16 protein-coding genes are annotated in these 24,580 nt (G+C 59.4%); 11 read left to right on the forward strand and 5 right to left on the reverse strand.

From position 1 onward, the window contains the following. Positions 1-349: 349 nt before the first annotated feature. The 3 genes from JQ600_RS34440 to JQ600_RS34450 all read right to left on the reverse strand — a co-directional run bounded on the left by JQ600_RS34440 (position 350) and on the right by JQ600_RS34450 (position 4,518). Positions 350-1,381 (reverse strand): NAD-dependent epimerase, encoded by a 1,032-nt coding sequence (locus JQ600_RS34440; protein ID WP_212267269.1) that lies wholly within the window; start codon positions 1,379-1,381, stop codon positions 350-352. A gap of 102 nt (positions 1,382-1,483) precedes the next feature. Beyond that, positions 1,484-2,863, reverse strand: coding sequence for an HlyD family type I secretion periplasmic adaptor subunit (locus tag JQ600_RS34445; RefSeq protein ID WP_212490333.1), 1,380 nt, complete (start codon positions 2,861-2,863; stop codon positions 1,484-1,486). An 11-nt stretch (positions 2,864-2,874) separates the two neighbouring features. Next, a complete protein-coding gene (locus JQ600_RS34450; RefSeq protein WP_249133376.1) occupies positions 2,875-4,518 on the reverse strand; it encodes a type I secretion system permease/ATPase in 1,644 nt (547 codons plus the stop codon). Between JQ600_RS34450 and JQ600_RS34455 the strand changes: the two genes are divergently transcribed. The 10 genes from JQ600_RS34455 (at position 4,490) to JQ600_RS34500 (ending at position 16,986) form a co-directional block, all read left to right on the forward strand. Continuing rightward, positions 4,490-4,768: a hypothetical protein gene (locus JQ600_RS34455; protein ID WP_212267298.1), complete on the forward strand. Its 279-nt coding sequence runs from the start codon at positions 4,490-4,492 to the stop codon at positions 4,766-4,768. The genes JQ600_RS34450 and JQ600_RS34455 overlap by 29 nt on opposite strands. A 240-nt stretch (positions 4,769-5,008) precedes the next feature. Beyond that, positions 5,009-6,097, forward strand: coding sequence for a glycosyltransferase family 1 protein (locus JQ600_RS34460; RefSeq protein WP_212392008.1), 1,089 nt, complete (start codon positions 5,009-5,011; stop codon positions 6,095-6,097). A gap of 145 nt (positions 6,098-6,242) precedes the next feature. Beyond that, positions 6,243-7,391 carry a glycosyltransferase gene (locus JQ600_RS34465; RefSeq protein WP_212392007.1) on the forward strand — a complete coding sequence of 383 codons (1,149 nt, stop codon included), beginning with the start codon at positions 6,243-6,245 and terminating at the stop codon, positions 7,389-7,391. A 517-nt stretch (positions 7,392-7,908) separates the two neighbouring features. Next, complete coding sequence (locus tag JQ600_RS34470) at positions 7,909-8,187, forward strand: hypothetical protein (RefSeq protein WP_212392006.1); 279 nt, start codon at positions 7,909-7,911, stop codon at positions 8,185-8,187. 532 nt (positions 8,188-8,719) lie between these two features. Next, complete coding sequence (locus JQ600_RS34475) at positions 8,720-9,940, forward strand: polysaccharide biosynthesis/export family protein (RefSeq protein WP_212392005.1); 1,221 nt, start codon at positions 8,720-8,722, stop codon at positions 9,938-9,940. A 352-nt stretch (positions 9,941-10,292) separates the two neighbouring features. After that, complete coding sequence (locus JQ600_RS34480) at positions 10,293-11,480, forward strand: glycosyltransferase family 4 protein (protein WP_212392004.1); 1,188 nt, start codon at positions 10,293-10,295, stop codon at positions 11,478-11,480. Between the two features lie 74 nt (positions 11,481-11,554). Continuing rightward, complete coding sequence (locus JQ600_RS34485; RefSeq protein WP_212392003.1) at positions 11,555-12,754, forward strand: glycosyltransferase family 4 protein; 1,200 nt, start codon at positions 11,555-11,557, stop codon at positions 12,752-12,754. 274 nt (positions 12,755-13,028) lie between these two features. Then, positions 13,029-14,225, forward strand: coding sequence for a glycosyltransferase family 4 protein (locus JQ600_RS34490; protein WP_212392002.1), 1,197 nt, complete (start codon positions 13,029-13,031; stop codon positions 14,223-14,225). A 57-nt stretch (positions 14,226-14,282) separates the two neighbouring features. After that, on the forward strand, positions 14,283-15,494 hold the full coding sequence (locus JQ600_RS34495; protein WP_212392001.1) for a glycosyltransferase family 4 protein: 1,212 nt from the start codon (positions 14,283-14,285) through the stop codon (positions 15,492-15,494). Between the two features lie 76 nt (positions 15,495-15,570). After that, positions 15,571-16,986: a hypothetical protein gene (locus JQ600_RS34500; RefSeq protein ID WP_212490334.1), complete on the forward strand. Its 1,416-nt coding sequence runs from the start codon at positions 15,571-15,573 to the stop codon at positions 16,984-16,986. A 4-nt stretch (positions 16,987-16,990) separates the two neighbouring features. Here JQ600_RS34500 and JQ600_RS34505 read toward each other — a convergent pair whose 3' ends face one another. Further along, the gene (locus tag JQ600_RS34505) at positions 16,991-18,235 is read right to left on the reverse strand and encodes a glycosyltransferase family 4 protein (RefSeq protein ID WP_212391999.1); all 1,245 of its coding nucleotides are present in this window, start codon (positions 18,233-18,235) and stop codon (positions 16,991-16,993) included. Positions 18,236-18,439: 204 nt separating this feature from the next. Continuing rightward, a complete protein-coding gene (locus JQ600_RS34510) occupies positions 18,440-19,570 on the reverse strand; it encodes a glycosyl hydrolase 53 family protein (protein ID WP_212391998.1) in 1,131 nt (376 codons plus the stop codon). A gap of 622 nt (positions 19,571-20,192) precedes the next feature. Here JQ600_RS34510 and JQ600_RS34515 point away from each other — a divergent pair. Then, positions 20,193-24,566: an RHS repeat protein gene (locus JQ600_RS34515; protein WP_212391997.1), complete on the forward strand. Its 4,374-nt coding sequence runs from the start codon at positions 20,193-20,195 to the stop codon at positions 24,564-24,566. Positions 24,567-24,580: the final 14 nt, after the last annotated feature.

Below are 24,580 nucleotides of genomic sequence, written 5' to 3' on the forward strand. Positions count from 1 at the left end.
TTGGTAGAGCTGCGGCGCTCCGAGGTTCCAATGCACCTCTTTGAGTTTCTTTAAGCCAAATTTATCGGCGCCAAAGGTGCCGTTACGCACGCCTGTCTCTTGCACGAAGGGATCTCCCATCAATCACCGCACGACCTAGCGGTCGATCACGAAATGCGAATGACAATGAAACGCAAGAATAGTGCCACGATCTGAGGCTTACCTATTCAAGACGACGGGCAGGCATGCGACAGCATCATGCCCGACCCAATTTGCCCAAATTGCAGTCGCGGGGCGTGAGATCTCCGGGCAGTTCGCCGGTGAGTCCGGCCGCAACCATTTCATTTCTCGCCCGGATGGGCCGTGCCGGTCAGCCCGCCACGCCATGGTAACCGCGATACCATTCGACAAATCGCCGCAGGCCTTCAGCCAACGGCGTCGAAGGCGAGAACCCGACATCGCGTTGCAGCGCCGAGATGTCGGCACAGGTCTCGAGCACGTCCCCCGCCTGCATCGGAAGGAGATCCCGAACCGCCGGCTTTCCAATGATCTCCTCGAGCGTCGAGACAAAATCGAGCAAATTCACCGGCCGGTTGTTACCAATGTTGTAGACGCGATACGGAGCCGCACTTGTGGCAGATTCAGGCTGCTCCGCATCCCAGGCCGGATTCGGCGCAGCCGGACGATCCAGGGTGCGGATCACACCCTCCGCGATATCGTCGACATAGGTGAAGTCGCGCCGCATGTTGCCGTGGTTGAAAATCTTGATCGGCTTGCCTTCGAAAATCGCGCGCGTGAAGAGATAGGCCGCCATATCGGGCCTTCCCCACGGGCCATACACGGTAAAGAACCGCAGGCCGGTGACCGGAAGCCGGTGCACATGGGCATAGGTGTGCGCCATCAACTCGTTGGCTTTTTTACTTGCGGCGTAGAGGCTGACCGGATGATCGACCGATTGCTCCGTCGCGTACGGAAGCGTGCGGTTGGCGCCGTAAACGGAACTCGACGAAGCAAAAACCAGGTGCTTCACGTTGTGGCGGCGGCTGCTCTCCAGCACGGTGACGAACCCGTCGCAATTCGCCCGGATGCAGGCGATCGGATCGTCGATCGATGCGCGAACGCCGGGTTGTGCGGCAAGATGCACGACGCGATCAGGCCTGACCGCATCGAAAGCAAGTTTCGTCGCGCTGGAATCCGCAAGATCCGTTTCATGAAATGCGAAGCCGGTGTGCTGCGTCAGGTAATTTAGCCGGGCGCGCTTCAGCGCCGGGTCGTAATAGGGTGTGAGCGCGTCAATGCCGACAACCTGCTCACCGCGCGCGAGCAGCCGTTCGCACACCTGCATGCCGATAAATCCGGCGGCCCCAGTGACAATCACAGGTCCCAAAGTCGACACGGTCATCCTCACTCGGTCCGCGCATTAAACAGCGTAAGGCAACTCGCCACGCTTCAAGCGCAATCTGCCAAATTCGCGTGCAGCGTATTTAAATCGCCGTTTGCGCGTTCAATCCCTGAAAGACGTATGCAGGGCATCCGTCAGCGGCGACACGATATATTCCAGCGCCGTGCGCTCGCCGGTCGCGACCACGACGTCGGCCTGCATGCCCGCGATCAGCTTGTCGCGGTAGCGTGCATCGAGCTTGGCATCGGAGAGATCGATGAGGCCGAGAAAATAGGGCTGCTTGGTAACGTCGTCCACCAGCCTGTCATGCGAAATAGATGCCAGCTTTCCGGTCATCATTTGAATGCCGCGCGCGCGGAGCCCCGGGAAACGAATTTCGGCGGTCTGCCCCACGCTGAGATGCTCGATCGAATTGACGGGAAGCTGGGCGTGGACGACGAGCTTTTGGTTACTGGGAACGATTTCCATCAGCGACTCGCCGGCACGAACGACTTGTCCGACCGTGAACACTTTCAAATTCTGTACGGTGCCCGCTCGCGGCGCGCGAATATCGAGGCGGGTGAACAAGTCCCGCGCCACGATCAGCTTTTCCTTCGCGGTGTTGATCTTCTGGCGTGTTTCCAGCAGCTGGGCCGAGACTTCCTCCTGGAATTTCTGCTCCAGCTGCATCACCTGCAGGCGCGCTTCGCTGATTCCGTTGGTCGCTTTCGCCGTATCCGCGATGGCCCGGCCGACGATGCCCTCAAGGCGCGTGCGCTCCCTTTCCATGGCAAGCACGCGCGTGATCGGGATCAACCCCCGCTCCTTCAGCGAACGAAGGCCCGTCAACTCCTCGTCGAGGAAACCGATCTGCTTCTCGGTCGACGACTTCTCGACGCCGATGCCTTCCATTTCCCACCCGAGCTGCTGAATCTTGGATTCGATCAGCGTGATCTGGGTCGCGCGCGAGCGCTTGCGCTCTTCAAATTGCAGCGTCTGGTCCTGGACGATCCTGGCCAGGACCGGTGAAGCGGCCTGCCGCTCCAGCAGTTCCGGAGGAAAGGTGATGCGATCGCGGCGATCGATTTCGGCAACCAGCGACGCTTCGAGCGCGAGCGCGCCGTCGAGTTGACTACGTACCGTCTCGAGCCCCGAGCTCGCCTGCAGCGGCGACAGGTTGACCAGCAATTGCCCCTCAACGACGGACTGCCCTTCTCTGACCGAAATCACGCTCACCATGCCGCCTTCGAGGTGCTGCACCACCTTGCGGCTGTCCTCGATCATGACAACGCCCTGCGCAACGACGCCGCGGTCGAGCGGTGCGACAGCCGCCCACCCTCCCATGACACCGAAGGTGAAAATGATCAGCGTGTATCCGGCGATTGCCGTTTTGCCTTGCGCATTTGCGAATGGCAGCGAACTGGGGACGCGCCGGGGAATACCTGCCTTGAAGCGCGCAGGAATTGAAAACCATGCAGGAATTGAGAAACGAACCTTGAACATGATGACTGACCTCAGCCTGCCGCAGCCCGAACGGGCACTGGAGGAGCGATCAAATGCTTGAGCACTTCGTGGCGGGGACCAAACACTTGCGCCATGCCGCCCTCCAGCACGAGAATCTTGTCGGCCACGGTCAGTACGCTGATCTTGTGGGTAATCAGAACGATTGTGGTGCCGAACGAGCGAAATCGGCTGATCGCCTGGACCAGCGCTTCCTCGCCACCCTGGTCAAGACTTGCATTGGGTTCATCGAGCACGACCAGGGCCGGACGATCAAAGAACGCCCGCGCCAGCCCGATGCGTTGGCGCTGACCGCCCGACAGCGTGGCGCCCCCCTCGCCGACCGCGGTGTTGTAGCCGTCCGGCAAGAGCTGGATCATCTCGTGACATCCGCAAAGCCGGGCGGTCTCGATCACCGCTTCGCTGTCGACCTCTTGAAAGCGCGCGATGTTCTGCGCGACGGTTCCGGAAAACAGCTCGATGTCCTGCGGCAGATAACCGATGTAGCGACCGCGTTCGCGCGGATTCCAATGCGAAAAATCGAAGCCGTCGAGACGCACATTGCCTGACGACGGTCGCCACACGCCCGTAATCACCCGAGCCAGGCTGGACTTTCCGGCGGCGCTCGGGCCGACAATGCCCACGACTTCGCCCGGTCGGGCTTCGAACGAGATATTCCGCAAGGTGCTGCGCGACTGTTCCGGAGGTCCCGCGGTGACCGCCTCGAGCGTCAGATGGCCGACCGGCCGCGGCAGGCTCACCCGCTGCGGCTCCTCGCCGGCGACAGCGAACAGTTTGACAAGCCTGCTCCAGCTGTTGCGCGCGTTGGTCAGTCCCTTCCAGTTTCCGACGACGCCTTCGACGGGAGCAAGCGCCCGCCCGACAAAGATCGAAGCGGCGATGATCATGCCCGCAGAAATCTGATTGTGGATCGCAAGATAGGCGCCAAGGCCAAGTACCATCGATTGCAGGAACATGCGGACGAACTTGGACGCGGCCGCCATCAACCCCGACCGTGTGCCTGCGATTGCCTGAAGATTGAGCACATGGGCGTGTTGCGCAATCCAGGTCTCGCGCAGGACATCGAGCATGCCCATGGCGTGAATGACTTCGGCGTTGCGCAGGGCAGATACGGCCTTCTGGTTGGCCGCGATCGACGACTTGGAGGCCTGGCTCATCGGGCCCGTGGTGGCGAGCTCACTGGCAACCGTCAACAGGAAGATAAGGGCCGAGCCGACCAGCGCGATCGCCCCGAACCAGGGGTGAAGAAAGAAGCAGGTCACGATGAAGATCGGCATCCACAGCAAGTCGCACAGCGCAATCAGCGCCGGACCGGCGATGAACTCGCGAACCGAATCGAGGTCCCGCAGCGTTTGTCCCTGGGCAAGACGGGGGAAATGCAGGCCGGCGGAGTGCGTTGCATCGAAGACCGAGCCGGCCAGCTTGCTGTCGACCGCGAGGCTGGCCTGAACCATCAGGCGCGAGCGCAGCATCTCAAGCAGCGCATTGATGATCAGGAGATAACCGACCAGCAGCGTAATGCCGAGCAGCGTGGTCTCGTTGCGGCTGCCGATCACCCGGTCATAAATCTGCAGCATATAAAGCGGGCTGGTGAATGCGAGCAGATTAATGAAGAAGCTGAAAACCACCGTCGTCATGACTGCCGGAACGCACGACTTCACGCCGTTGACGAGAACGGTGCTTGCCTTAATTGGACCAGACCCAGCCATTGCGAAAATCCCGCTCCACCATTCCGCGCTGATCCAACAAGGAAACATGCCCGCACAAATCCCATGCGCGCAGAATGTGTGCTTTTTGTTGCGCGCTGAGTTCCATCTCCACTCAATTAAATCCAGCCGACAGCGCGCGCCTGATCACATCAAACCAAATTCGTTCCTAAATAATTAGCACGCTGCAAGATTCATGAAGCCGACATGCTCGTTTGGTTTGCATTTGATTGAGCCTCTCTTGCCAGCACGGCATGTGCTGATTTAACGGAGGCAGCATGCGTGCGGAACGGTTCCCACGGATGGTTCGCCATGCCAGACTTCGCCATGCCAGACTTGGCAGAACTCGAACTCACTCCCCGTGCCCACTAACAAGGCAGCAGCCGACGCTGGGTTGCGTGAAAGCTGAAGAAGATCGTCTTTGAAAATTTTCATCAACGGTAGATTCCTGTCGCAATCGCTCACGGGCGTTCAGCGCTATGCCGCCGAAATGGTTAAGGCCATGGATCGCTTGCTGGCGTCCGGGCAAGCCGCGCAGCCCCTGCTCGCGGCGGAATGGCAGCTCCTCACCCCGCCCAACGCGAAGGCCGAGCTCGACCTCGCCGTCATCAGGACCACGCAGGTGGGCCGGCGGACCGGGCATGCCTGGGATCAGATCGACCTTGCGCGGGCGTCGGCGGGTGGCCGGCTGATCAGCCTCGCCAACTCCGGGCCGGTTCTGCACCGTAACCACCTCGTCGTCCTTCATGACGCCCAGGTGTTTCGCCGGCCGGATTTCTTCAGCCGGAGCTATCTGATGCTGCACCGGACGCTGGGCCATCTGCTGGCCCGAACCGCGACAATCGCCACGGTTTCCGAGTTCTCGCGACGCGAACTCGCCGCCGCCTTGCGGCTGGCACTGCCGGCCGTGCCGGTGTTTTCCAACAGCGCGGAGCATTTTGCGGCAACAGTGCCGGATTTTCGCGTGATCGACCGGTTGGGCCTCGTGCCCCACCGGTACTTTCTCTTCGTCGGGTCGATGACGAAGAACAAGAACGTTTCGCTGGCCATTCGGGCGTCGGAGCGGCTGGGCCGCGCGGATATTCCGCTCGTCGTGGTCGGCGGCGACAACAGCAAGGTGTTTTCGGACGGCCCCACCGCCGCAAAGGCCGGGGTCGTAATGGCGGGCCGGCTCAGCGACGAAGAGATCGCGGCGCTCTTTTCGCGTGCAAATTCATTTATTTTCCCCAGCCTTTATGAAGGCTTCGGTGTGCCTCCGCTGGAGGCAATGTTCTTCGCCTGTCCGGTGATAGCGAGTACGGCAGAGGCGGTACGCGAAACCTGCGGCGACGCCGCTGCCTATTTCGACCCGCTCAACGTGGACGAGCTGCATCAACGCATGCTCGAAAGAATTGCAGCAGGAGGCATATCCGGCCCCGAGCGGCAGAAACAGGAAGCGCGCCTGGCAGCCTATTCGTGGGCTAAATCCGCTACCGCCATGTTGCGTTTTCTCGAAAAATCCCCAGTTTAAAATTTAAATAAACGTATTAAACCTGAACAAAGGCAGGAGCCCACCACATCGCGGCCCAATTATTGCTGCGTATTGGGGATCAGTTTGTCGTATCGGCGTGAAAGAAAATGAAGGATTAAGGGTGCCCAGCAGTCAGGTTAGAACCATGAGAGTTCTGCATGTCGCCGAAACGATCCGGGGCGGCATCGCGACTTATCTCAACGAGCTGCACCCCCACCAGCGGACCAGCCTCGGCGCCGGCAACGTGCACTATGTGATACCATCCGGTCATCGGGCCGATCTGGTTGGGATCGAAGACGCGGAAATCACGGAATTCGGCCGTTCGGACCGGGGTATTTCGGGCCTGTTCCGGATGCTGGTGGCGACCCTGCGCGCCGTTCACCGCCAGCAACCGGATGTCGTTCACCTGCACTCCTCGTTCGCCGGACTGGTTCTCCGACCGTTCCTGTTGCTGAGGCGCAAGCGGCCGCGGGTCGTCTACTGTCCGCACGGCTGGGCTTTCTCTCGCGAGACGGGCCGGCTGAGCCATCAGGTCACCAAAATCACGGAAGGCATCCTGGCCAGGATCACGGACCGGATCATCTGCATTTCGAGGGATGAATACAAAGAGGGGGTTCAGGCCGGAATTGAAGCCGATCGCCTGGTCCTTGTGCACAACGGTATTTCGAAGCACCGTCCGCTGCTCGATACTGTCTCGGCGATATGGCCTACGGAAAAGACCAAGGTTCTGTTCATCGGCCGCCTCGACCGCCAGAAGGGGTACGATCTCCTGACCGAAGCCGCCCGCGCGCTCGAGGACCAGGTGGACGTCCGGATCGTCGGGGCTCCGGTGATCGGCAAATACAAGGATGAGGGGCGTGCGCTTCCCTCCAACGTCTCGTTGCTGGGCTGGCAGGATCGACACCAGATCGAGGCCCAGCTCGAGAAGGCGGATCTCGTCGTCATCCCCTCACGCTGGGAGGCCTTCGGCCTCGTCGCCCTCGAGGCGATGCGGGCGGCCAAACCGATCATTGCCTTTCGCATCGGCGCGTTGCCGGAAATCGTCGAAGATGGCGTGACGGGTGTGCTTTGTGAGCCGGCTTCCGCCGCCCAACTCGTTGAAGGGTTTCGGCGCGCGCTGAAGCTCGATCTGCCTGCGGTCGGTCTGCGAGGCTACGAGCGCTTCAGACAGCTTTATGACATCGAGAAGACGCATCGCGTCCTTAGCCAGGTCTATGTCGACCTCGGACGAGGCGATCACATCCGGTCCCGGCAACAAGCCGAACTGCAATCGGATTTGCCGAACAATTTCTAATCGCAGCCGCTGCCTTGCGGCGCCGAAAGACATTAATTTTCAAAGGCATTAATTTTCAAAAGCCTGGACGCCTCGTCGAACGGCTGGCGGCCGGGCCCCGTCAAATCACCTGCCCAGCCACAGAAAGTCGACTCCGCGCGGCTTCTGGTCATCGCTGGCGGCGGACTCGTTCCCGCGCTCGCGCCTGTCGGAGAACGACCACCGTATCAGGACAGCGACGAGCAACGCGCAGGTCAAAAAACCCGCGGTGAACGCCAACAATGCCACCGGTAGGGCATCCATTTCGCTTGCCTCCCTTTTCTCGTTTGAAGCGAGTATAGCTAGGGGGCCCGGATTAGTAAGTAGTTACGTCAATCCAGGAGACTCGTGCTTAACGGCTGAAATCCCTAACAAATATTGGACAACCGGCTTTCGCCGCGCCGCGCGAAATATTGTTGCGCTGCGGCATCGATTTGCGGGGAGTTCCCCGTGCCAACTCATGTATAAGTGGCGAACGCCCCCTAAAGGAGGCTTCCATTTGGAAACGCTGCTGTACGTTCTGGCAGGCTGGTTCGTGTTTAATATCCTTTTCGCCCTAGCAATGTACTTCCGACCGATCCGGCCAAATCCTGCCTCAACCGATAACCCGGCCAAATCTCACGCTGCGGATCCATCCGATGCCGCGAGCGGGCGTCCATTGCTGTTTAAATCGCCCGGTGGACCTGGCCATTCAATCGTCACCAGGGTTCTGTTCTTTGGCCACTGGCTAAGCGACCGCGTTCGCTCATCGATCGCCGCGAAGCAAGAACCCACCTAGCCGTTCAAATCCTGCGTGCGCCCGCCGTAGCCGATCCGGGACGGCTGTCCTGGGCGCCTGTACCACCCCGGGGCGGGCGCTCGGCAAGTGCGCCGAGCGGCGTTCCGCGCCTGGTCTTTCCGCAGTTTTAAGCCCGGCGTCCCAGGGATCGTTCGGCTGATCCCCCGGCCGGCCGCTCGACCTTGCATGTCGACCTTGATCCACCAGGCACCGCAGTCACCCGCCGCAGCGTATGCGCGCCGTCGCCCTGATATTAAATAGCGACGAATAATACGATATTTAATTCTCCCGCCGGGCATGAAGGCGAGATAGTGACGAGAAAATGACGTATTTACTGACAATACACGCCATGCTCAAACTTTAGCCAGGTTTTGCTCAGAACCCTCTCAGTGCAAGTTGCAAGAAGGTCACATGGCCGAGGCTTTACCTCGGAAGGTGGCCGCTCGGGAGTGACTTCGGATCCGGATGATTGCTACGGTTAAATGGGACGAAGAGTTTTAAATTGGACCAAGCGTATCACGAGGGTGCTGCAGTGATTGAAAGAAGAGCAAAAGCAAGAGGGCTGATTTGTTCTTCTGCTCTTTTCGCGGCACTGGCGTTCGGCCTTGGCGGCTGCGCGGGCTTTATTCCGACGGATGCGCCGGATGGATCAGCGACGCATTCGAACGCGGCGATCGTTACGCAGCCATCGGCACCGCTTCCCTACATACTGATGCCGATCAATCCGGTGGTGCTGCAAGCCACCAATTCCTTTACCGACGGGGCGGGGTTGGTATTTTCCCGGTTGCCTGGCGGGAACTATCGCGATGTGACCATTGGTGTCGGCGATATCGTTACCGTCACCGTTTACGAGGCCCAGGCCGGCGGTCTGTTCATCCCGCGCGAAGCGGGCGTGAGGCCGGGTAATTTCGTCGACATTCCACGTCAGCAGGTCGACCAGTCGGGCAATATCAACATCCCGTATGCCGGTGCGATCAAGGTATCCGGCCTGACCCCGCGCGCGGTGGGCAATATCATTCGCGAACGTCTCAAGGATCGCGCCATCGATCCACAAGCCGTCGTCAGCGTTGCTGAGCAGCGCGGCAATCAGGTTAGCGTGCTTGGCGAGGTCAACACGCCGCTGCGCTTCCCGGTCGACCCCGGCGGCATTCGGCTGATGGGCGCCATCGCGCGCGCGGGCGGTCCCAAATACCCCTCTTACGAATCCACCATCACGATCAAACGAAGCGGTCGTACCTACAACGAGTCGATGTCGAGCGTGGTCCGACATCCCGGCGAAGACATACTGCTCGCTCCCGGCGACGTCGTCTTCCTGACGCGAATTCCAAGGGTGTTCATGGTCTTCGGCTCGACACCGTCGCCCGGCTCGATCGGCGGCACCAACAACCGCCGTTTCACCTTCGAAAACGACAGCATGACGTTGGCCGAAGCGCTGGCGAAAGCCGGCGGTCTGGACGGCATCCGCGCCGATGCCAAATCGATCTTCGTCTATCGCTTCGAACCAAAGCCGCTGCTGGAGAAGATCGGACTGGAGGTATCTCAGTTCCCGACCCAGCTGGCGCCCGCCATCTACAAGTTCGACATGAGCAAGCCCGATGGCTGGTTCCACGCGGACTCATTCCGGATGCGCGATCACGACGTGATTTCGGTCGCGGAGTCGCCGTCGACCGAGTTCATCAAGCTAATGAATCCGCTGAACGCGGCAACCACGAACGCGGCAAATATCAGCGCCACCATTGCGAACTCGAGATAGACCAGGGAGCATCGCCCAACTCGAACCGCAACAAGAGAGGATAGACGCGTTCAGGAAATCGATTGCTCGCAATCGGCCACGGACGGGATCCTTTGTCTTGATCAAGAGCCGGAACACATCGGGCGTCAGGAACCCGCACGCTGTTCCGACATGCCCTGCAACTGAAAAGGCATGGCAGCCGATAGCGAGACTACCTATCTCTGCCGATCAAGCACCGAAGCCAAATGCCGGAACGGCATGCCGCATCGGAACCCTGCTGCCGGTCGATGCAGATGGCCCGACTTCCCTCGCCTTCGATTTCCCTTGGCGAATGGAACTCTCGCACCGGTAAGCTTCCAACCTGAGGCGATCCTTGAGAATACTCATCGTCAATACGCTTTATCCTCCGGAGATCATCGGGGGCGCTGAAGTTTCCGTGTCGCTGCTCGCGCAAGCCCTTTGCCGCAACCAGCATCAGGTTTCCGTCGTCAGCCTGCATGACGCGACGAATACCGCGGTCAGCGATTTAAAGGGTGTCCGCGTCTACAGACTTCAGATCGACAATGATTACTGGCCGTTCGGCCAGGATCGAAAGCCATCGCGGCTGCAACGCCTGAGATGGCACTTGCGTGACACCTGGAACCGGAAGGCCGCCAAACGCTTCGCGGAAATTCTGGATATTGAAAAGCCTGACGTCGTCCACACCAACAACCTGACGGGATTTTCAGTGGCGCTCTGGTCGGAAGCCAGGCGCCGCAACATCAGGATCGTGCATACGTTGCGCGACTACTCGCTGCTCTGCAAAAGGTCGACGCTTTTCAGGAATGGCGCTACCTGCGAGCGCCGATGCACGTCCTGCGCCGCCATGACGGCTTCGTCCCGGCTCGCCTCGCGCCTGGTCGATGCAGTCACCTCCAACAGCCAGTACGTGCTCGATCGGCATCAGCGTCTCGGATACTTTTCCGAAATTCCGGATCGCGTGATCTTCAACATTGCCGACACCAGCGCGCTCGCCCCTGCGGCGGCTCCCTCCGATGAGCATGACCTGACATTTGGATTCATCGGACGGATTGAAGCCGAGAAAGGCATCGATGTCGTGCTCAAGGCAACAGAATTGCTGCCCGACACCGGTTGGCAGCTCAAGATTGCCGGCAGAGGTCTCGAGTCCGATGTCCGGGAATTCAAAGCCCGTCACCCGAGCGACCGGGTGAAATGGCTGGGCTTTGCCAAATCTCAGGATTTTTACGCCGGTATCGACGTCTGCCTGATCAGCTCGGTCTGGCCGGAGCCGCTGCCGCGCACCCTGATCGAGGGAATTAGCGCCGGCCGCGCCACAATTTGTTCCACTGCGGGTGGGATACCGGAGATATCGAGGTTTTCCAACCTTATCGGTATGTACCAACCAAGCGATCACCGCGAGCTGGCCGGACTAATGTTGAAGGGGATAGACGAGGCCGCTCGATGGAAAAAAAGCCTGCCTCCGCGACCAGACTTTGCGGAGAAGTTCACGCCTGAGACCATTACACGCGAATATTTGGAGATGTATTCGGCCGACAGCTAGGGGGACAGTTCTGTATCAATGAGAGCAATTGCAACCAATCGCTATACGATCTGCACCGGGACGGCTCATTTTTGATGAGGGTCCTTGTTACAACATCCCTCTATCCGACGCCGCTGGCCCCAAAGGTCATCGGCGGCGCGGAAATATTCGTACGCAAACTGGTCGAGGGCTTCGTCGCCAGCGGGGACAGTGTGGAAGTGATCCGCGCCGCGTCAGCCCCCAACCAGCAAACGGAATCATGCGACGATGTCGATATCTATTCCGAGCCGGTCAGTAACATCTATCTGCCGTTCACCGAACAGCACAGCGCACCAATGCGGGGACTTTGGCACGCGGTCGAGGATTGGCGACGATCGACAAAATTGGTCGCCGACCGGATCAAGGCGTTCAGGCCTGACGTGCTGCATTCCAATAATCTGTCGGGCCTGACGACGGCGGTCTGGAAGGCCGCATCCGACCACGGCGTCCCCATCGTCCACACCTTGCACGATTATTACCTGACGTGCCCGCGATGTTCGCGCTTCTCCCACGGCAGCACCTGCACGCACACCTGCTTCAGCTGCAAGATACTAACCGTAAGCCGCCGCACCGCGACCAGGCAGCTCAGCGCGATCGTTGGCGTGAGCCAGCGCATTCTGGATATTCACACGGAGTTGGGCCTCTTCGCAGACACCCCGCTTCGCAAGGTCATCAGACACGCTTCGGCACTTCCCCCGGTCGCGCCCGAGCCCAGACGCCCGGCCGACCTCCTGACCCTGGGTTTCATCGGGCGCCTCACGGAGGAGAAAGGCATTTACAATCTCGTCAAGGCTGTCGGCTCGTTGCCGCCAAACTCCGTCAAGCTGGTGATCGCAGGCTCTGCCAGCACCGAGATGAAGGAGCGGTTGCGTGCCTTGGCACCTGAAGCCCAGATCGAATTCCTGGGATTTGTCGCCCCCGAAACGTTCTATCGTCAAATCGACGTCGTGGTGATTCCGCCGATCTGGGAGGAGCCCGGCCCCATCGTGGTCGCTGATGCCCAGGCCGCCGGCAAGCCCTTCCTCGGGACCCGCTTCGGAGGCATACCGGAGGCCGTCGCACGGGGCGCGGTCGGATGGCTTACGGCGCCCGATCCCGACTCGCTGGCCGAAAGCATCAGGAAGATGTTGTCGAATCCTGACGAAGTAACAACAATGACCCGGAAGTTCGCCGACAAGAACAGTCAACGTACATTCTCGGAAGTCGTCGCCGAATACCGCGCGGTCTTCGAGCAGCTGCGCCGCCGTGAGGACTAGCCGTGTGGTGGGGAACGATGCGGCTCCGATTTCTCCTGTATCCTGCCGCCAGCTGAGCAGCCAACCCTCCCGCCGGCGCCCCTTAACAGGGATTTAATTTCCTGACGTCCTTCAGCAAGGGACATTTAATACTGCACACGTTGTTGCGCGCAGTGCCGCGCGTTTCGGCTGGCAGCACCGCTTGGTGGAAGGTAAGGTCGAACGAGTCGATCGTTCAGGACCTGCTTCGCAACAAGGCACCGGCGGCAATCGATCGACACCGATGAGGCGATAGTTGAAGATACTTCTCGTAAACAGCCTTTACCCTCCGGAAATCATGGGAGGCGCTGAAGTTTCCGTTTCTCTGCTGGCGGAAGCACTGGCCCTCAGGGGTCACCAGGTTTCCGTGATTTGCCTTCACAAGGCGGCGGAAACCTCGATCAGCGAGATCAGGGGTGTTCGCGTATACAGGTTGCAGATCGACAACGACTATTGGCCGTTCGACCAGGATCGAAAGCCGTCGCGGCTGCGGCGACTTAAATGGCATTTGCGTGACACCTGGAATCGCGAGGCGGCCAAACGCTTCGGCGCGGTTCTCGATGCTGAGGCGCCCGACGTTTTGCACACCAACAATCTCACGGGATTTTCGGTATCGTTGTGGTCGGAAGCCAGGCGCCGCAAGCTGCGGGTCGTCCACACGCTGCGCGACTATTCCCTGATCTGCAAAAGGTCGACCCTGTTCCGCAACGGACAGACATGTGCCCGCCGGTGCCCGGCCTGCGCGACCATGACCGCCCCTTCCCTGATTGCTTCGCGTATGGTCGACGCCGTCGTTTCGAACAGCCAGTTTGTGCTGGATCAGCACCAGAAACTTGGCTATTTCGCCAACATCCCGGGCAAGGTCATCTTCAATATTGCCGACGTCAGCGAGGCGGCTCCGGTTTCGCCGCCCGCCACCGGCGATCTGGTGTTCGGCTTCATTGGGCGGATCGAAGCCGAAAAGGGTATCGAGGTCGTACTGAAGGCGGCCGAATTGCTGCCTGACGCAGGTTGGAGGCTGAAGATTGCCGGAAAGGGGCTCGAGCAGTACGTAGGCGGCCTGAAGGCCAGCCAGAAGAACGATCGCATCGAATGGCTTGGCTTTACGAAAGCGGCGAATTTCTACGCCAGCATCGACGTCTGCCTCGTCAGCTCGGTCTGGCCGGAACCGCTGCCGCGGACGCTGATCGAAAGCATCAATGCCGGCCGCGCAACCATTTGCTCGACGGCAGGAGGGATTCCGGAGATTTCGGGATTTTCAAATATGGTGGGCTCCTACGAGCCGAACAATTTTCGTCAGTTGGCCGAACTCATGGTGAAGGCGGTCAACGACACAACGAGATGGAAAATGACGCAGCCGCTACAATCGGATTTTGCAGATAAATTTTCGCCGGAGTCGGTCACGCGGCAATACATGGAGGTTTATTCGGCCGGCAATTCGAAAGCTCCCTGACCGGGAATAGTTTCAAGCATCCATTTTTTTATTGTTCTTGGGGACGAGACTCCTTCAATGAGAGTTCTTATTACGTCATCCATCTATCCAACGCCGCAGGCTCCAAAAGTCGTGGGCGGCGCGGAAATATTCGTGCGTCGACTTGCCGAAAGCCTGGTGGACAAGGGTGACAGCGTGGAAGTGATCCGCGCCGCGTCCGCTCCCAACCAAACGATGGAAACGTGCAACGGCATCGACGTTTATTCGGCGCCGGTAAAGAATGTGTATTTCCCGTTCAGCAAACCCCATAGCGCGCCGGTTCGCGCAGTCTGGCATGCGGTGGAAGACTGGCAGCAGACCTCGCAACTGGTTGCCGAACGTATACGGGCCTTCAAGCCCGATATCCTGCACTCCAACAATCTCTCGGGATTGACGACAGGGGTATGGAAAACTGCTTCGGACCTGCGCGTTCCGGTTCTTCATACCCTTCACGACTATTACCTGACCTGCCCGCGGTGCTCTCGCTTTTCGAACGGAAGCGCGTGTGCTCACACCTGCGTCAGTTGCAAGATTTTGACGGTCAACCGACGCAGCACGACAAAGCATCTCGACGCAGTCGTGGGCGTGAGCCAACGTATCCTTGATATCCATACCCAGTTCGGGCTGTTTGCCGATACGCCACTACGCGCCGTCATTCGCAATGCTTCGACTGCCGATGTCGGTGACAAGGCCACGGAAAGTCCCGACGGAGTGGTTACCTTTGGATTTATCGGAAGGTTGACGCAGGAGAAGGGCATCTACAACCTCGTCCAGGCGGTTGCGGCAATTCCATCTCACCTGATGCGGCTTGTCGTCGCCGGCCATGCGACGGAAAGCCAGCGAGCGCATATCAAATCGCTGGCGCCCAACGCCCGAATTGATTTCCTGGGCTTTGTCGCACCCAGGGAATTCTATGAACAGGTCGATGTCGTGGTGGTTCCGTCAGTTTGGGAAGACCCAAGCCCGCTGGTGGTGGCCGACGCGCAGGCGGCCGGAAAACCGCTGCTCGGGACCCGCTTCGGGGGAATACAGGAAGTGATCGAACAGGATGTTACGGGATGGCTGACGGCGCCTGACCCCGGGTCTCTGACCAAGAGCCTGTTGCAGATCATTGAGTCCCCCCGGCAGATTTCCGATATCAGCCAACGGTTAAGAGCTGGACTCAACAAATGGACCTTCGTCGACGTCGTTGCCAGATATCGCGACGCGTTCGGGCACGTCAGGCAATCCCGGGGAATGGCCAGATCATGATGGTCCCGGCCATAGCGGCTGAGAGCTACGCCCCGGCTCGATACCCGGGCCGGCCGCCAACTCACTTCGGTCTGAAATGATTCGCCTCCTCGCGTTCGGCGGCTATGTTTTCCAGAGTGCGGCCGCCATCGCGCTCATTTTCGCCATCAGCCATCTCCTGCCGCCCGCCAGCTATACTTCGTTTTCGCTCGCTTTGGCGTCAAGCCAGCTGCTGTGCGTATTCATGTTCGAATGGCTGCAACTTGCCGGCGTTCGTTTTCTCGCGGCGGCGGAGGGCGAAGACGCCGCGAGATTGCGGTCCTCGTTGTTCGCCGCGGGATTATTGAGCACCGTGGTGCTGGTTTCAGTCGGGAGCGCCGCCTCACTGATCGGCACTCTCGCACCCCGCGTCGTCGCGCTTGGGCTGGCAATCGCGGTTCTGCAGGGACTCACCGACATGTATTTCATGGCGATCCGCGTATCGGATCGGCTTGGTGCGGCGGCCTTCCTCCTGATCCTGCGAGCCAGCCTCCTGCTTGTCGGTGCCGTTGCCGGCGCGAGCATCTATGGTACGGCCGAAGCCACTCTCCTTGGCATCGTATGCGGCCATGCGACATCCCTGGTTGCCGGCCTGTTCGCGCATCGCACGCCGCTGCGATGGGTACCCTATCGTATCATGTTGACGGACTGGATGGATTTCTCCCGCTACGGAATGCTGGCCGCCGGAGCATCGGTGATCCATCTCTCCGTTCCGGTGATGATCCGCTTCATCGTTGTCAGCAGTTTGGGAGCCGCAGCCCCCACAGCGACCGCCGCCTTTCTGATGGCGATCGATTTGCTGCAGCGGCCATTCTCGGTTCTCGTGGCCGCGATACACACGGTGAGTTATCCTGACGTGGTCATCCAGTTCGAGCGCGGCACAGACGAGCAGGCGCGGCGGGCGACGTCCCGGTTGCTCGACTTCATTCTATGCGCGACAACAGTCATGTTGGGCGGCCTGATCGGCTTTCTGCCGGATGCCAGCCGGCTTTTCGTTCCGGCCGATCTCCTGACGAGTTTCATGGCGGTGGCGCCGACAGCCGCCGTGTTTTACTTTCTTCATACCCATCTCCAGGCCACGCTAGCGGTGATCCCGCACTTGAGAAAATCCGCAACCAGGCTCGTGGTGGTCGCTGCCTGCCAACTGGCGCTGGTATCGGTTGTATCGATGATTGCAGCCCTGCTGGGCTTGTCCATAGCCGCTCAGGTCGCGAGCGCCGCCGTTGCAACGGCAATCGTCATACTGTGCGGCAGTGGTCCGATCATTCGTTTCGGAGCGGTCCCGAGATGGCTCCTGCTAGGCGCATCGCTTGTTGCAGCCATCCTGATTGGAGCTTTCGCGGCAGTCCCCTCCGAACCCATGCTCTGGCTGGCCGGTAAGATTGTCATCGCAGCCTTGGCCGTCGCGCTTGTCGCCTGGCAGGGCGAGTTTCTGTCGGCCAGACGCGCGGACCAAGGTCCGGACAAAGATTGATCCATCACGTCAGAGCGTAATCTTCCCGGCCCTTCCCGGCTCGTTGCGGCAGCGCCGGAGCCAATCCGTAGATCTGCAGCGTTTGATCGACCATCGGACCGACACCGAAATGCTGCTGGGCTCGTGCGATGCAGTTTCGTGCCATTGCCAGCCGCCGGGCGGGATCAGCCAGCTTTTCGATCGCCTGGGCCAGGGCATCCACGTCTTCGAACGGAACGACAAAACCGGTTTGTCCGTTGATGATCTGATCCGAGGCGCCGCCGGCCGGCGTCCGGACCGGGACCAGCCCTGTCGCCATCGCTTCGGCAACGCCCAATGGAAACCCCTCGAAGCGGCTGGGAAGCACAAACACGTCGGCGGCCCATAGCGCCTCGCGGACGTCGCCCATGAAACCCAGAAATTTAAACGTCTGATTATCCTTTTCATCGCCCGCATAGGCGAACGATTTGATCTCCTTTTCGCGGTCGGCGCCGCCGCTCCCGACAAAGAAGCACTTCAAATCGAGCGACGGGGGATCGCCGCGGTCGCGTAGCTTTCGCGCCGCCTTGATGAGCAGGTCGTGTCCCTTGACCCATGCGAGACGGGCCGCGAGCAGACACATGAAGTCGCCTTCTGCCAGACCGAATCTTTTCCGCGCTTGCTGCCGGTCAGCTGCCGAAGGCGGACAAAAATGATCGGTGTCAACGCCGCCATAGACCTTTGCAATTCCATCCTTCCGAAGCAAAAGATATCGGCTCAGGTGCTCGCGCGATTCTTCGGACATCAGGATCAGCTTGTGGGGAAAGAAGGCGTTGAAGAACAGGATCTGCTTCAGGCTGAACTTTGACTTCGGCGCGTTCTGGGCATTTTCGATATTGCCCAGAACGGACGGGTGATAGGTCGCAACGCAACGGGCTCCCGTCAGGAGAGACAACAACCTGCCCCACAACAGCATGCCGAGACCATGGACGTTGATGACCGTAATCTTGCGTTCCCGGATCAGCTTCAGCAGCCGAAAGAATATCGCCGGCGACGGCAGTTTTCCCAGTCCGGGAATTTCATGCCACTCCCTGACGGCCGCCGTCAGTTTCTTGCGCTTGTATTCGGACTTCTCGTCCGAGCGCACTTCGCCGGAAACCAGATAGATCTGCACGCCACGACCTTGCAGGCCGGTCGCAAGCGTCTCGCAATACGAAGCAATGCCGTCGTTGCAATTCACCACTTCAACCAGAAACAGGACATTGGCGCTGCCGGAAGCGACCTCGGTCATCGATTTATCTCTCTACTTGATCTCGTGAAACATAAGGCGGGGTTTAGCTTGGAAATCCGTCCCGATCGATGACGGATCTCCGTCGCACGCCCGGTTTTTCTCCGATTTTCAGATTTTTCTCTGATTAGCAAGGTGCAAGATGCGGGCCGCGCGCATCGCCGATTGGGACCCTGGGGGCGGCGGCAGACGTCAGCCGGCCTCCCCTCAAAGCCCTCTCTTTTCCAGTTCGGCCGCCTCTTCAGGAGCGAGAGGAGCCCCTGCAAACCGGGAAACCAGGTACATCGCGATCTTCGGCGTCTTGAGATCGTACATCAGGCCGAACCGGTTTTCAGGCGGGGCTTTTGCGGGTTCATCGAGCAGCTCATAGATGCTGATGCTCTCGACGACGATATCCTTTTGGTCCCTCAGCGCGGTGAGCGTGTCGTTCAGGCTCTTCAGGCAACGCTCCGTCATATGGTCGCCGGGCTTGTTGCCATAGTCCGGTTTGTAGATCTCGCCGCAATTGATCTCATTGAATATGACCGGCCTCTGATAGGTGGCCAGTTTCTTGAACAGGTTGAAGCGCGGATTGCGGCCATTCCAGGCTCTGTTCGGATTCTCTCCCAGCACTTCGTAATAGTGGTAGGAAATCACGTCAAACCCGACCCCGCGCGCGGCCATGAAGTCCAGGAAGCCGAACATCGTCGATGTCGTATTCAGGACCTTGCGCAAATGAAGTCCGTTTTCCTTGTTGATCTTGTCGATCGCGTCTGAAGCCCCGCGCAAGACGGCCGCCCAATCTTCCATGATGGGCTTTTCGAACTCTTCCGCCGTGCCGCCGCTCCCGAACAATCTCTTGCCATCCGGACCGAGCGCGAGGAGGTTCAACTCGTTCTCCAGTTCCCAGTCCTTGATATCGTGTTTGAACTGGTTGACGAAATCGTAGGTCCGGTTGAAGCCCTGGCGATACAGCGCGTCACGGTCGCCCTTCGGATAGTTGCCCGCATCCGTGCGATCTCCCCACCGGAAGGCGAAGCCGAACACGGGATGCAGCGTTATCCCGTGAGCCTTGCCCTGTGCGATCGCCCGCCTCAACATCGGGGCTTCGGTCGGTTCGGTGTCCTTGGTCAGATTCACACCTATCCTGAATTGCGTCAGGCCACGCTCTTTCATGACCTTAAAGGCGGGCCCCAAATTCGCCCTGATGGCGGATGGCCCGTTGGTGCCCCACTCCAGGGCGTCCGCGCGAAACGAATTGATCGTGGCCGCAACCAGGACAAGGAGCGAAAGGCCCAATTTCCACGCGATGGTCGATGCGGCCGTCCGCTCAATCCCAGTTGCCCTTACAACGCTCATCATAATCACCTTCTGTGACGCCTTGGCTTTTCGAAACAAAGCAAGGAGCATGCGAAACCCGACCTACGCATGCCGTTGCTGCGATTTGCCGCGGTAAGGCGTTTTGCTTTAGCGCGCCGCAAAAGTCGGGTCCAGCCCGGGAACCGAATGCAGATGCGGCCGGCTTTTAATAGCTGATTTAATCTGATCGTTTGGTCGTAACGCGCCCAAACTATGCCCATTCAGCGCCATCAGGGCATCCGCTCCAGCTTTCAATATCTGCCGAATGCAGGGCGTTACACCAACCTCCGATTAACCGCTCCAGATAAACCCGTATTATTTCGATCTGTACCGTTCCCGAAGTGCATGATTGCCTGCTTGGCAAGCAGCCGAGCATTCCAAGTAGGCAACGCAAGGCAGCCGCCGCCTTCAGTCCGTCATCATGAGAACAGACCAAGCTGTCACCATCGAAGCTTGCCGATTCTGGTTCCCATTCCAGACGTCGCGCAAACAAACCGCCGGGAAATCCTTAGCAATGAAAAATCCCCTTGTTGCTTCGACTTTTATCCAAATCAAATACTCAAAAGAGAAAACTCGCAGTTAAATCTCGCACAACTCTCCCCTTCCAACAGCCGGGCAATCGATGACCACATCCGCCGACCAGACCATCCTCTCCGCAAGTTCCTTTGTTGGTTCCATCGGGGTCAACACGCATGTGGGGTATTCCTGGGGCTCGTACGACAATCTCGCTTTGCTGCAGGACAGCCTCGAATATCTCGGTGTCACAAAACTGCGCGACGGGCTTACCAACATTCCGGAGGCGCAACCTGTCCTGAATGGCCTGGCTGCGGACGGCTATAAGTTCGATCTGGTTGTTCCGTCCGGCGTACCCGCCGGCGGCAGCGCCGCGCTGCAGCAGTACCTGGCCACGGTGGAACAGTTCAGCACAGCTCATGCGGGAAGCGTTATTGCGCTGGAGGGCCTGAACGAAGCCAACCTTCAGGCATTCAGCTACAACGGCAGTTCCACCATCGAAGCCGCGGCCCAGTTCCAGGCGGCCTATTTTTCCGCCGTGAACGGCAACGCCGCCCTGGCCAACATCGCCGTCTACAATCTCTCGCTGGGCTACAATGACACGACCGACTACGCCAAGCTGGGCGACTTGTCGGGCGCTTCCGACTATGCGAACTCGCACGCCTATGTCAGCACGAGCACGACGCCGCAGGCCACTCTGGCGTTGATGCTGGCCAACGCCAAGTCCGTATCGTCAGGCAACCCGGCCGTCATCACCGAGACCGGCTATACGACCCAGAGCGACACCCCCTACATCGGCGCCAGCGAAAACGTGCAGGCCAAGTCGATCCTCAACACCCTGGTCGATGCCTTCAAGGGCGGAGTTGGTACGACATATCTCTACCAGCTGCTTGACGCCGGTGCGAGCGGCGTCAGCAACGATCCGGAGATGCATTTCGGCTTGTTCAACAGCGATGGGACGCCGAAGCTGGCCGCCACCGCCGTTCACAATCTCACGACCATCCTGAGCGACGACGGCACCGGTGGCCACCAACCGACCGCGCAGCTGGGTTACTCACTCAGCAACATGCCCGATACGGGCAACAGCATGGTCCTCGGCAAGAGCAACGGCGCCTACGAACTCGTGATCTGGGCCGAGCCGAAAGTCTGGAACGACGCCACCGACACCGAAATCTCCAACCCTTCTCAACCTGTCACCGTCAATCTCGGAGGCGTGCACCATACGGTCAGCGTCTACGATCCGTTGAGCGGCACAACCCCGATCGCGACCTATACCGACGTCAGCCAGATCACCGTCCCGCTCAGCGATCATCCCTTGATCATCGAGATCGACGCGCCGCTGTCGCCTGCGCCCGAAGAGCCGCTGCCGACCGATGTCAGCGGGACGGCCGCGGAAATCGCGCTGCAATTGTCGGACTTGAACACCAACGAATCGCTCCAGACGATTACCTTGACCGATACCCACGTGCTTCCGGTCGCGTCCGAATCGACGATGAACTATATGATCTCGCATTATGGCAATGCGCTTTCAGCCATCCAGGGCGGCTATTCGTTTTCGGTTACGACCTCCACCAGCGCCTGGAGCGTAACCAAGGTCTTCGATTCCTCCGCAAACCTGCAATCGACCACCACTTCCAACTTCCTCGGCGGGTTCATTACCAGCAAATCGACGGTATTTGCGGACGGATCAACCGATAGCACCCTCTATACCGCGGGCGTGGCCACGCAGCAGGTCACCGTCGATGCGGCGAGCGGTTCCAGGGAAACCAAGTCGTTCGATCCGGTCAACGGCAAGCTCACCGCCGACCTGGTGCAGAACACGGATGGCTCATCCTCGAACACGCTGTATTCGGCCGGCGTCAAGACCAAGATGTACGTCACCAATGCCGACCACAGCCATGACAACAGCTATTACAATATCACCGGCCAGACCTACACCACCCAGACGCAGCACTACAGCCCGACCGGACAATTGACCTCGGATAGCCGCTGGCATGCCGACGGCTCGCTCGCCTACACCCAGGTGATCACGAGCGACGGCAGCAGCAAATTGACGACACTGTATGACGCGACGGGCCACAAGACCACGGTCATCGCCTGGACTTCCGCTGCGACCACGACCAGCAAATACGACTTGTCCGGCAACCTGGTGCAGGAAATCGTGCACACGGTCACCGGCGATGTGACGACATCCAACTACAAGGGGTCCGTGCTGTCTTCGGTCTATATCGCCAGCTCCAATGGCACGAAAGAAGCCAAGATCTACGACAGCGCCGGCCGCCTCGCCAGCGACCTGATTCAGAAAACCGATGGCTCGTCCTCGAACACGCTGTATTCGGCCAACGTCAAGACCAAGATGTACGTCACCAACGCCGACGGCAGCCATGACAACACCTACTACAACATCACCGGCCGATCCTATACGACCCAGAAACAGCACTATGACTCGAACGGCGTATTGACCGCGGATACCCGCTGGCACGCCGACGGAACGCTCGCCTACACCAAGGTGATCAGCAGCGACGGCAGCAGCAAGGTGACGACGCTGTATGACGCGGCCGGCCATAAGGCTACCGTGACGAGCTGGAATTCGACCGCCACCACGATCGACAAGTACGATTCATCCGGCAATCTGGTCCAGGAGATCGTGCAGACCGCGACCGGCAACGTAACGACCTCCAACTATACCGGGTCGGTGCTGTCTTCGGTCTATATCGTCAATGCCAACGGCTCGAAGGAAACGAAGATTTACGACAGCGCGGGTCGCCTCTCCAGCGATCTGGTGCAGAACAAGGATGGCTCGTCCTCGAACACGCTGTTTTCGGCCGGCGTCAAGACCAAGATGTATGTCAGCAACGCCGACGGCAGCGATGACAACACCTACTACAATATCACCGGCCAGAGCTATACCACCCGGAGCCAGCACTACGATTCGAAGGGCGTCATGACCGCGGAAACCCGTTGGCATGCCGACGGCTCGCTCGACTACCACCAGGATGTCAGCAGCGACGCCAGCAGCAAGGTGACAGCGCTGTATGACGCGACCGGTCACAAAACCACCGTGATCCGCTGGAATTCGGCCGCCACCAGGACCGAGAAGTACGATACGTCGGGCAACCTGATCCAGGAGGTCGTGAAGACCGCGGCCGGCAACGTAACGACCTCAAACTATAACGGGTCGGAGCTGTCCTCGGTCTATATCGTCAATGCCAACGGCTCGAAGGAAACGAAGATCTACGACAGCGCCGGCCGGCTCGCCAGCGACATGGTCCAGAACAACGATGGCTCGTCTTCGAACACGCTGTTCTCCGCGGGCATCAAGACCAAGATGTATGTCACCAACGCCGACGGCAGCAACGACAATACCTACTACAACATCACCGGCCAGGCCTATACCACCCGGGCCCAGCACTACGATGCCGCCGGCAAGATGACGGCGGACACCCGCTGGCACGCCGATGGCACGCTCGAATATCGCCAGGTCATCAGCGGCGACGGCACCAAGGTGACGGACCTCTACGACAGCACCGGGCACAAGCTCACCGAGATCACACACCACACGGATGGGTCCACCGTGACGGACAGTTACAATGCCTCATCGGGCGCGCTGGTTCAGGACGTCGTCAAGACGGCCGGGGGTGACGTCACCACCACGAATTATTCGGGCGGCGTCATCGCCTCGATCTACGTCGCCAACGCGGACGGTTTCAAGGAAAGCAAGCTGTTCGACTCGGCCGGAAACCTGACCAGCGACTACGTTCAGAACACGGATGGCTCGTCCTCGAACACGCTGTACTCGTCCGGCGTCAAGATGAAGATGTATGTCAGCAACGCCGACGGCAGCGATGACAACTATTATTACAACATCACCGGCCAGACCTACACGACCCAGATCCAGCATGTCGACGCCGCGGGCAAGATCACCTCTGACACCCGCCTGCACGCCGACGGCTCGCTGGATTACAAGCAGGTCATCAACTCCGACGGCAGCAAGGTGACCGATCTGTACGACAGCACCGGATCCAAAACCCAGGAGATCGTCAACAACGCCGACGGCACCAAGGACGTCTACAAGTATGTCGTCAGCGGCAACCCGGGCGCGACCCAGCACGAAAGCTATACCGCCGGCGGCACGCTCCTGCAGATCGACGTTCAAAACAGCAACGGCACCCACACCGTCACGGCCGTCAGCACCGGTCAGTCGATTCAGGGTGGAAACGGAAACGACCTGTTTTCAGCCGCCCCGGGATCGACGACGATCGTCTTCGACCATGGCAATGACCAGATCAACAGCTTCCAGGCCGGCGCCGCGGCCAATCATGACATGATCAAGATCGCAGCGTCGCTGGTGGCCGACTACAGTCACCTTCAGTTTACGCAATCGGGAGCCGACACGCTGATCCACCTGTCAGCCACGGATTCGATCACACTGAAGAATGTTTACGCAACCAACCTCGATCACAGCAACTTCCTGTTCGTCTGAGGGGCGATGCGCTC

Origin of the sequence: Bradyrhizobium sp. AUGA SZCCT0176 (assembly GCF_018130145.1) — a bacterium.
Classification (GTDB): domain Bacteria; phylum Pseudomonadota; class Alphaproteobacteria; order Rhizobiales; family Xanthobacteraceae; genus Bradyrhizobium.

Coding starts and splice junctions, on each gene's coding strand:
- JQ600_RS34440 (WP_212267269.1), bottom strand. CDS start 1,381: ATGACCGTGTCGACTTTGGGACCTGTGATTGTCACTGGGGCCGCCGGA.
- JQ600_RS34445 (WP_212490333.1), bottom strand. CDS start 2,863: ATGTTCAAGGTTCGTTTCTCAATTCCTGCATGGTTTTCAATTCCTGCG.
- JQ600_RS34455 (WP_212267298.1), top strand. CDS start 4,490: ATGAAGAAGCTGAAAACCACCGTCGTCATGACTGCCGGAACGCACGAC.
- JQ600_RS34450 (WP_249133376.1), bottom strand. CDS start 4,518: ATGACGACGGTGGTTTTCAGCTTCTTCATTAATCTGCTCGCATTCACC.
- JQ600_RS34465 (WP_212392007.1), top strand. CDS start 6,243: ATGAGAGTTCTGCATGTCGCCGAAACGATCCGGGGCGGCATCGCGACT.
- JQ600_RS34485 (WP_212392003.1), top strand. CDS start 11,555: ATGAGGGTCCTTGTTACAACATCCCTCTATCCGACGCCGCTGGCCCCA.
- JQ600_RS34495 (WP_212392001.1), top strand. CDS start 14,283: ATGAGAGTTCTTATTACGTCATCCATCTATCCAACGCCGCAGGCTCCA.
- JQ600_RS34500 (WP_212490334.1), top strand. CDS start 15,571: ATGATTCGCCTCCTCGCGTTCGGCGGCTATGTTTTCCAGAGTGCGGCC.
- JQ600_RS34505 (WP_212391999.1), bottom strand. CDS start 18,235: ATGACCGAGGTCGCTTCCGGCAGCGCCAATGTCCTGTTTCTGGTTGAA.
- JQ600_RS34510 (WP_212391998.1), bottom strand. CDS start 19,570: ATGAGCGTTGTAAGGGCAACTGGGATTGAGCGGACGGCCGCATCGACC.
- JQ600_RS34515 (WP_212391997.1), top strand. CDS start 20,193: ATGACCACATCCGCCGACCAGACCATCCTCTCCGCAAGTTCCTTTGTT.